This window comes from Acinetobacter sp. GWC1_38_13 (assembly GCF_001767535.1).
GTDB classification, from domain to species: Bacteria; Pseudomonadota; Gammaproteobacteria; order Pseudomonadales; family Moraxellaceae; genus Acinetobacter; species Acinetobacter junii.
Genome location: NZ_MELG01000100.1, coordinates 1 through 7,831, shown reverse-complemented (window position 1 = coordinate 7,831; position 7,831 = coordinate 1). Strand labels below are relative to the sequence as shown.

Genomic DNA, 7,831 nt, shown 5'->3' with positions numbered 1-7,831 from the left:
TATTCTGATGTGACAAAACCTGAGTCCTTTATAGTTAAAGTGTTTGTTTGCACTCATATTTTAACTATTCAGACTCAGGGTTTTTTATTTAAAGCAAACTATGGGACAGTAGTGACGTTACCGTCCCTTTAAAAGATCTTAAGTGATCAAACTGAAACTAATCTTAAGAGCTTAGCTTCTGTCGTTTACTGTATTGGATCGAGGCAATTACCGCCCAAACAATAAATGCGACACCAATCAAACCAGTCACCACTTCAGGTACATGTAAACCTGTACCACTAGCAATCATAATAAATGCCAATGCACCAATCGCGTAGTGCGCACCATGTTCAAGGAAGATGTAAGCATCTAAAGTGCCTTTCTCAACCAAATAGATGGTCATCGAACGGACGAAGATCGCACCAATCGCAAGACCCAACATAATGATCACAACATCACTGGTAATCGCAAATGCGCCAATAACACCATCAAAACTGAACGATGCATCTAGGACTTCAAGATATAAGAAACCACCAAAACCTGCTTTGACAACACCTGATGCAGCCCCATTACCATCATGCATTACGGCATTACCGTGTTCATCAATTTCAGGTTCACCACCCAATAAATGACTGAGAACTTGCACACCAATATAAACCACAATCCCCCAGATTCCAGCCATCGTCACTACCAGACGTTTGCTTTCCTCAACATTCGCCGCCATGATTAACATCGCAACCAAAGCAATGAAAACAGACATCGCAGGAACACTTGCAAGATGTGAGAGTTTAGATTCGATCCAACGGAACCAATGAGTTTCCTTTTCATCATCGAAGAAGAAATTCAAGAAAACCATCAATAAGAAAGTACCACCAAAGGCTGCAATTTCTGCATGATGTTCCATCAAACGAGCTGAATAAGACTTCGGATCGTTAAGTGCCAATTTCACGACTTCCATCATGCCCATATCTGCTGTGACAGCAACAATCACGACAGGGAAAACCAAGCGCATACCAAATACGGCAATTAAAATACCCACCGTTAAGAAGATCATTTTCCAGAAATGATCCCAATTACGGAGTACTGATGCGTTGACCACGGCATTATCAAAAGAGAGAGAGACTTCCATCACTGCCAAAATTGCAGTAATAGTTAATGCTTTCAGCATTGTTGCAATACCTGCTTCTGGGCCATGCGTATAGCCCCAGTAAGCAGATAGTGCTAAACACACTACTGTAAAGAAAATTGAGAAACGAAAATGCTTCATGAGCAACCTTTTATTCGAAATCGTTTGGGTAGAAAAATGTGACTATTGTAGGCGAGTTTTGACCGAAAGACAGAAAAGATTGTTGGACTTATTTTGAGATCAAATACGATCAAAGCTAAGTTCTGATATAGTTTGAATAAAATCTTAGACTTATTGTTTTTACAGGTTCAATTTATGACTTTTTCTCAGGATGTCTGGCAGCGCAACATCGACCTTTATCAAAAAATCCTCGCACTTCCATTCAACCAAGAACTTGCAGCAGGAACATTGGACCCTCAAGTCTTTTGTCATTATGTGATTCAAGATGCGCACTATCTATTGGCTTATGGTCGTGCGCTTGCAGTTGCTGCTGCTAAAGCTTATGAAGCGGATGATGTAATTCAATTTTCTGAAGCTGCAAAAATTGCAATCATAGTTGAACGTAGTCTGCACAGTGATTTCATGCAAGAGTTTTCCATCAGCAAAACTGAATTTGAAAATACCCCGCTCACCCTTGCCTGTCATCACTACACATCTTTTCTAACGGCTACAGCTTGGTCAGAAAGTTATCCTGTGATTTTAGCGGCATTGCTTCCATGTTTTTGGATTTATGCAGAAGTCGGGAAATCAATTATTCACCAATCCGCTGACAATAACCGTTACCAAGCATGGATTGATACCTATGCAGGTGAAGAATTTAATACAGCGGTAAGTAATGTGATTGCAACGATTGATAAAGTAGCAGCGCGTTGCGATGAAGATACTTTAGCAAAAATGCACGCAGCATATACGATGGGTGCAAAGCTGGAGTGGTTATTTTGGGATAGCGCTTATCAGCAACGCCAATGGTTAGGGTTAGGGTTAGATCACGCTTAATCCCATAAATAATTAAACACGACATTCTCTTAGACATAAAAAAGCCCCATAAAGGGGCTTAGTCGTATATCGTATCGTCCGATATACTGTATGAGGCTCATCTCAAACTGGCTGCATTAAAACACAAATCAGATCGAGTGAATACCTTTATTACTTAAAAAAGTTAACGGCAATTAAGGCGATCAATGCGGGTACAGATTGGATATAAATAATTTTTTTGCTCGCCGTCAAACCACCATAAATACCTGCAATCAATACACAACCTAAAAAGAAATTCGCCAAAGCCACAGCATAGGTTTCAGGTGCAATTAACGACCAGAATAAGCCTGCTGCAAGAAAACCATTATAGAGACCTTGGTTCTGCGCTAAAACTTTGGTGAGCTGAGCTTTTTCAGGGGTATTCGCAAATGCTTTTAAACCTGCTGGTTTATCCCATAAAAACATTTCCAACACTAAGATATAAACATGCAAGACAGCAATTAATCCTACGAGCAGTTGTCCAATCATCTCATTTTCCTTTTTATTGTATGACTCAATATCAGTAGACCAGCCTCACGACTGGTCATGCAATTTTCAAAATTAAGCTTTTAACAACACTTTACCCTGACGTGCTCCCTGAGTCGCTTTCAGTGCAGCTGTTTTAATGTCATCAAAACTGAAAATGCCTTCTACAGGTAAAATCAGCTTCTTTTGTGTTGCAAGGGTTAATAACTCAACAAATAATGCCTTTTTACGCTCTGCTGGCATTTCTTTATTGACTACACTTGCCCAAAAGCCTTTCACTGTAGCCTGTTTGAAAATCAAATCACCCGATGAAATCTGCATGGTTTCACCCGTCATGCTGCCAAATGAAACTAATAAGCTATTTTCACTCAGTAGATTCAGCATTTCACCACTCGCCGCTCCACCAATTGAATCCACGCCTGCAATTAATGGCTGATCAGCATGAATGGCTTTCACTTGTTGCATCCAATCCGCCTGATCAGTCGCAACTACGTGTTGAATACCTAAAGCCTGCATTTCAGCAATCGCATCAGTACGACGCACGAGATTAATCACTTGCAAACCACGCGCTTGAGCAATCATGGCAACGGTTTTACCCACAGCACCATTCGCTGTGTTCTGAATCAGCCATTGACCTGCTTGAACATTTACAAAGTCCAATAACATCAATGCACTAATCGGCATACCAATCAATTGAGCTGCTGTTTCATCATCAATCGCATCATTTAAAGGAATGATGCTTTGCGCAGGAGCAATAAAATATTCTGCCCAACTGCCATGTACGCCAGCAACTGCAACCCGTTGCCCTAATTTACTTTCATCGACACCTTCACCTACAGCATCGACGATACCTACCGCTTCACTACCACCAATTGCAGGTAAAGTTGGCTTATAGCCATAACTCCCCCTCACCGTCCATACATCATGATTATGGATTGGAGACATAATGGTCTTGATACGCACTTCACCTGCTTTAGGCTTTGGTTGAGGCATATCCGCTACTTCTAAAACATCTACGGGTTCGCCAAATTGATGATGAATAATACTTTGCATGATTTATTCCTGTATCGGTTGTAACAGCTGTTTCGTGGTATCCAAAGCGAGATGCAATTGTGCTTTGTCTTGTGCCAATTTGGTCATCAATGCTGCACCTAACCAAAGCTGATACATCACTTGAGCTGTTTTAAATGGGTCAAGATGTGTTGGAATCGAACCTTGCTGCTGCCCTTCTTGTAATAGCAGCGCTATGCGTTGCGTGAGTCGATGCACACCTAAATTCAAAATTTGTCGCATGTCTTCTGATAAATCAGAGACTTCAGCCGCGAGTTTCACAATTAAGCAGTTTTCTGCCCAACTGCCGTAAATTGGATCGTCAATCCACGCCTGCCACAACGCCATCAAACGTGCATAAGCACTTTGTTCAGTGTGCTGCCACAGCTGTTCGACACGTACTTTATAGTCAGCCATGTACTGCTCTAATAAAGCACAACCAAAGGCCTCTTTAGACGCAAAATAGTGATAGAACGAACCTTTGGGTACGTCACAGGCTTTCAAAATTTCTTGTAAGCCAACCCCAACAAAACCTTTATGCAATACCAATTCAAAACTGGTATCCAAGATGTGTTTTCGGGTTGCTTCACTTTTCATTGATCGTTTCATGTTCACACTATAAATAAATATTAGACCAGTCGCCTAGTAAAGTTATGTATTTTTATTTAGCAACAGCTTTACAGTAGTAAAATGAGAAAAGGAATGATAAAAATACAACTCGGTTTGAGACTGATCATGTTTGAAAAAGTGGTCTGACCGTCACAATTTGTCGTTTTAAATATTTTTATACCACTTGAACAATTTTAAGGCGCTATCATATAAGACCTGTTAAACAGCACGATGCTGCTCTGCAATTATTTTAAATTGATTGGTACTGAACTTTCTCTCAAGACATTCAAATTAAATAATTGATGATGCACCCCATCAATGTTCAACGTCTTTTGATCTTCTATTGCATATTATTGAGATGTTTTCATGAGCCAAAGTCATATCCGTATTCGAGGCGCACGTACCCATAATTTAAAGAATGTGTCACTCGATATTCCACGTGACAAATTTGTGGTGATCACAGGGCTTTCAGGTTCAGGGAAATCATCGTTGGCATTTGATACCTTATATGCTGAGGGTCAGCGCCGTTATGTTGAATCACTTTCGGCTTATGCACGACAATTCCTTTCGCAAATGGAAAAACCTGAAGTTGATTCAATCGAAGGTTTATCCCCTGCGATCGCGATCGAGCAAAAATCAACGAGCCATAACCCGCGTTCAACAGTTGGAACAATTACCGAAATTTATGACTATTTACGACTGCTCTATGCGCGTGTGGGTACACCCTATTGTCCAGAACATGACTTACCGATGGTCGCACAAACCGTTTCGGAAATGGTCGATGCAGTAAAATCGCTTGAAGAAGGTACGGCACTGATGTTGCTCGCACCTGTGGTCCGTGAGCGCAAAGGCGAATACAGTAACTTATTTGAACAATTACAAAGCCAAGGCTTTGTGCGTGCGCGTGTCGATGGCGAAATTATTGATATTGATACCCCACCTGAGTTAGACAAAAAGAAAAAACATACCATCGAAGTCGTCGTCGACCGTTTCAAAGTCCGCGATGATCTTGGCAATCGAATTGCTGAATCCTTTGAAACTGCCTTACGTTTAGGTAGCGATATTGCAATTTTATCGTGGATGAATGGCGAACACCCTGAACGTGTCTTTTCAGCGAAACACTCTTGTCCTGAATGTGACCGTGCGGTTGCTGAACTCGAGCCTCGTTTGTTCTCATTTAACAATCCTTTTGGTGCTTGCCCTGTCTGCGATGGTTTAGGGACGCGTAGTCATTTCAGCGCCGACAAACTTATTCCAAACCCAGAAGTATCGATCAGCCAAGGTGCAATTCGTGGTTGGGACAGACAGCGTCCGTATTACTATACGATGCTTCAAAAAGTCGCAGATCATTTTGATATTCCACTCGATACCCCGTGGAATCAACTGGATAAAGAGACACAAAAGAAATTCTTACAAGGTACAGGCAAAGAAAAAATCGACCTCAGTTATATTGATGAACGTGGTCGTAAACATAATCGTGTGCAACCTTTTGAAGGAATCTTGCCACATTTGGAACGTCGCTATCGTGAAACGGAATCGAATTATGTCCGAGATGACTTAGCCCAATACTTATCTAATGCCGCTTGTGATGCCTGTGGTGGTTCTCGTCTCAATGAAATCTCGCGTCATGTTCGTGTTAAAGACAAAACCATTGCTGAAATCACCAAGATGTCGATTGGTGATGCAGAAAGTTATTATCAAGACCTCAATCTTGAAGGGGCTAAAGGCGAAATCGCCGATAAAATTTTTAAAGAAATTCGTGAGCGTTTACACTTTTTGGTGAGTGTTGGACTCAATTATTTAAGCTTAGCACGCTCGGCTGAAACCCTTTCAGGGGGTGAGGCACAACGTATTCGTCTCGCTTCGCAAATCGGTGCAGGCTTGATGGGTGTGATGTATGTGCTTGATGAACCATCGATTGGTCTACACCAACGTGATAATGATCGCTTATTACAAACGCTCATTCGTTTACGTGATTTGGGCAACACCGTGCTAGTCGTTGAGCATGATGAAGATGCGATTCGTGCTGCGGACCATATCATTGATATCGGACCAGGTGCAGGGATTCACGGTGGTGCGATCATTGCTGAAGGAACTTATGACGAATTGGCGAACCATGCCGATTCGCTTACAGGTCAATATCTTTCAGGCAAATTAAAAATTGCAGTGCCAAAACAACGTACCCAATCACCACGTCCTGATGAAGTGATTAAGCTTTCAGGCGCAAGCGGACATAATCTTAGAAATGTCGATTTAACCATTCCTTTAGGCATTATGACCTGTGTCACTGGCGTTTCAGGTTCAGGAAAGTCAACCTTAATTAACCGAACTTTATTGCCTTTAGCAGCCACTCAACTCAATGGTGCAACCACTCTTACCGCAGAAAAGTTTGATTCAATTGATGGTTTACAGCACTTGGATAAGGTGGTTGATATTGACCAAAGTCCAATTGGTCGTACACCACGTTCGAACCCTGCTACCTACACTGGTTTATTTACCCCAATTCGTGAGTTATTTGCGCAAACCCCTGAAGCCAAAGCACGTGGTTATAGCGCAGGTCGTTTCTCGTTTAACGTAAAAGGCGGGCGCTGTGAGGCATGTGAAGGCGATGGCATGATCAAGGTCGCGATGCATTTCCTGCCTGATATGTATGTGCCTTGTGATGCCTGTCATGGCAAGCGTTATAATCGTGAAACACTGGAAGTAGGCTATAAAGGTAAGAATATTTCTGATGTGTTAGAAATGACGGTAGAAGATGCAGCCGAATTCTTTAGTGCAATTCCTGTGATTCATCGTCGTCTAGAAACACTGACTCAAGTAGGACTGGGTTATATTCGTTTGGGACAGGCAGCAACAACCCTTTCAGGTGGTGAAGCTCAACGCGTGAAATTAGCGCGTGAGTTAGCAAAACGTGATACGGGTAAAACCTTATATATCCTAGATGAGCCAACCACTGGTTTACATTTCCATGATATTGCCAAGTTACTCGATATCTTGCATGAGCTACGTAATAAGGGTAATACCATCGTTGTGATTGAGCATAATTTAGATGTGATCAAAACTGCCGATTGGGTGATTGATCTAGGCCCTGAAGGGGGTTCTGGTGGTGGTCAAATTATCGCTGAAGGCACGCCTGAGCAAGTTGCTGAAGTTGATATTTCACATACAGGACGTTTCTTAAAACCGATGTTGAAGTAATGTTCTAGCTCTCATTCTTCTAACCTCATTCTCTAAATTGAGGTTAGAAGTAATGGATAATCAATCATCTAAAATTATTAAGCTTTTCCAGCAAATGATTCTCAATAATATCATGCATATACCTTTTTTTAAATTCGGATTCCTCACCAATTTTTTCTAAAACACTTACAACTATTGAGCGTATAAAATCATCTTCTACTGGAATTAAATATAACCTTTTTAAATACTGTATCAAGCTATCATTTTCCTCTACAAAGAAAGATTCCTGATAAATTTCTTCTGTCAAATACTTAAACCATGAACCGTACCGGGTTTGTCGGAGACCACTTTTCTTGAGAGAATGTCCCGATGAAAAAAGTAAAATACACC

The 7,831-nt window shown here is 41.4% G+C and carries 6 protein-coding genes and 1 pseudogene; 2 read left to right on the top strand and 5 right to left on the bottom strand.

Annotation, left to right across the window (positions count from 1 at the left end):
* Positions 1-163 precede the first annotated feature (163 nt).
* A complete protein-coding gene (locus tag A2003_RS10730) occupies positions 164-1,246 on the bottom strand; it encodes a DUF475 domain-containing protein (RefSeq protein ID WP_004909842.1) in 1,083 nt (360 codons plus the stop codon).
* A gap of 174 nt (positions 1,247-1,420) precedes the next feature.
* On the opposite strand from A2003_RS10730, the gene tenA reads away from it, so the two are divergent.
* Positions 1,421-2,101 carry a thiaminase II gene (gene tenA / locus A2003_RS10725; protein WP_286687332.1) on the top strand — a complete coding sequence of 227 codons (681 nt, stop codon included), beginning with the start codon at positions 1,421-1,423 and terminating at the stop codon, positions 2,099-2,101.
* 150 nt (positions 2,102-2,251) lie between these two features.
* Here the strand turns inward: tenA and A2003_RS10720 are convergent, their stop codons facing one another.
* From A2003_RS10720 to A2003_RS10710, 3 genes are all read right to left on the bottom strand, one after another.
* Positions 2,252-2,608 carry a DUF1304 domain-containing protein gene (locus A2003_RS10720; protein ID WP_130576465.1) on the bottom strand — a complete coding sequence of 119 codons (357 nt, stop codon included), beginning with the start codon at positions 2,606-2,608 and terminating at the stop codon, positions 2,252-2,254.
* A gap of 72 nt (positions 2,609-2,680) precedes the next feature.
* Entirely contained in the window at positions 2,681-3,658 is a 978-nt protein-coding gene (locus tag A2003_RS10715; RefSeq protein ID WP_286687331.1) for a zinc-binding dehydrogenase, read from the bottom strand.
* Between the two features lie 3 nt (positions 3,659-3,661).
* Positions 3,662-4,264: a TetR/AcrR family transcriptional regulator gene (locus A2003_RS10710; protein ID WP_005403383.1), complete on the bottom strand. Its 603-nt coding sequence runs from the start codon at positions 4,262-4,264 to the stop codon at positions 3,662-3,664.
* A gap of 366 nt (positions 4,265-4,630) precedes the next feature.
* On the opposite strand from A2003_RS10710, the gene uvrA reads away from it, so the two are divergent.
* Positions 4,631-7,462 (top strand): excinuclease ABC subunit UvrA, encoded by a 2,832-nt coding sequence (uvrA, locus tag A2003_RS10705; RefSeq protein WP_286687330.1) that lies wholly within the window; start codon positions 4,631-4,633, stop codon positions 7,460-7,462.
* Between the two features lie 64 nt (positions 7,463-7,526).
* On the opposite strand, the pseudogene A2003_RS10700 reads toward uvrA, so the two are convergent.
* Positions 7,527-7,831, bottom strand: a pseudogene (locus tag A2003_RS10700) (hypothetical protein); the annotation flags it as partial.

Excerpts from the sequence above, each read along its gene's own strand:
- uvrA (WP_286687330.1), top strand. The coding sequence starts at position 4,631 with ATGAGCCAAAGTCATATCCGTATTCGAGGCGCACGTACCCATAATTTA.
- tenA (WP_286687332.1), top strand. The coding sequence starts at position 1,421 with ATGACTTTTTCTCAGGATGTCTGGCAGCGCAACATCGACCTTTATCAA.
- A2003_RS10730 (WP_004909842.1), bottom strand. The coding sequence starts at position 1,246 with ATGAAGCATTTTCGTTTCTCAATTTTCTTTACAGTAGTGTGTTTAGCA.
- A2003_RS10720 (WP_130576465.1), bottom strand. The coding sequence starts at position 2,608 with ATGATTGGACAACTGCTCGTAGGATTAATTGCTGTCTTGCATGTTTAT.
- A2003_RS10710 (WP_005403383.1), bottom strand. The coding sequence starts at position 4,264 with ATGAAACGATCAATGAAAAGTGAAGCAACCCGAAAACACATCTTGGAT.
- A2003_RS10715 (WP_286687331.1), bottom strand. The coding sequence starts at position 3,658 with ATGCAAAGTATTATTCATCATCAATTTGGCGAACCCGTAGATGTTTTA.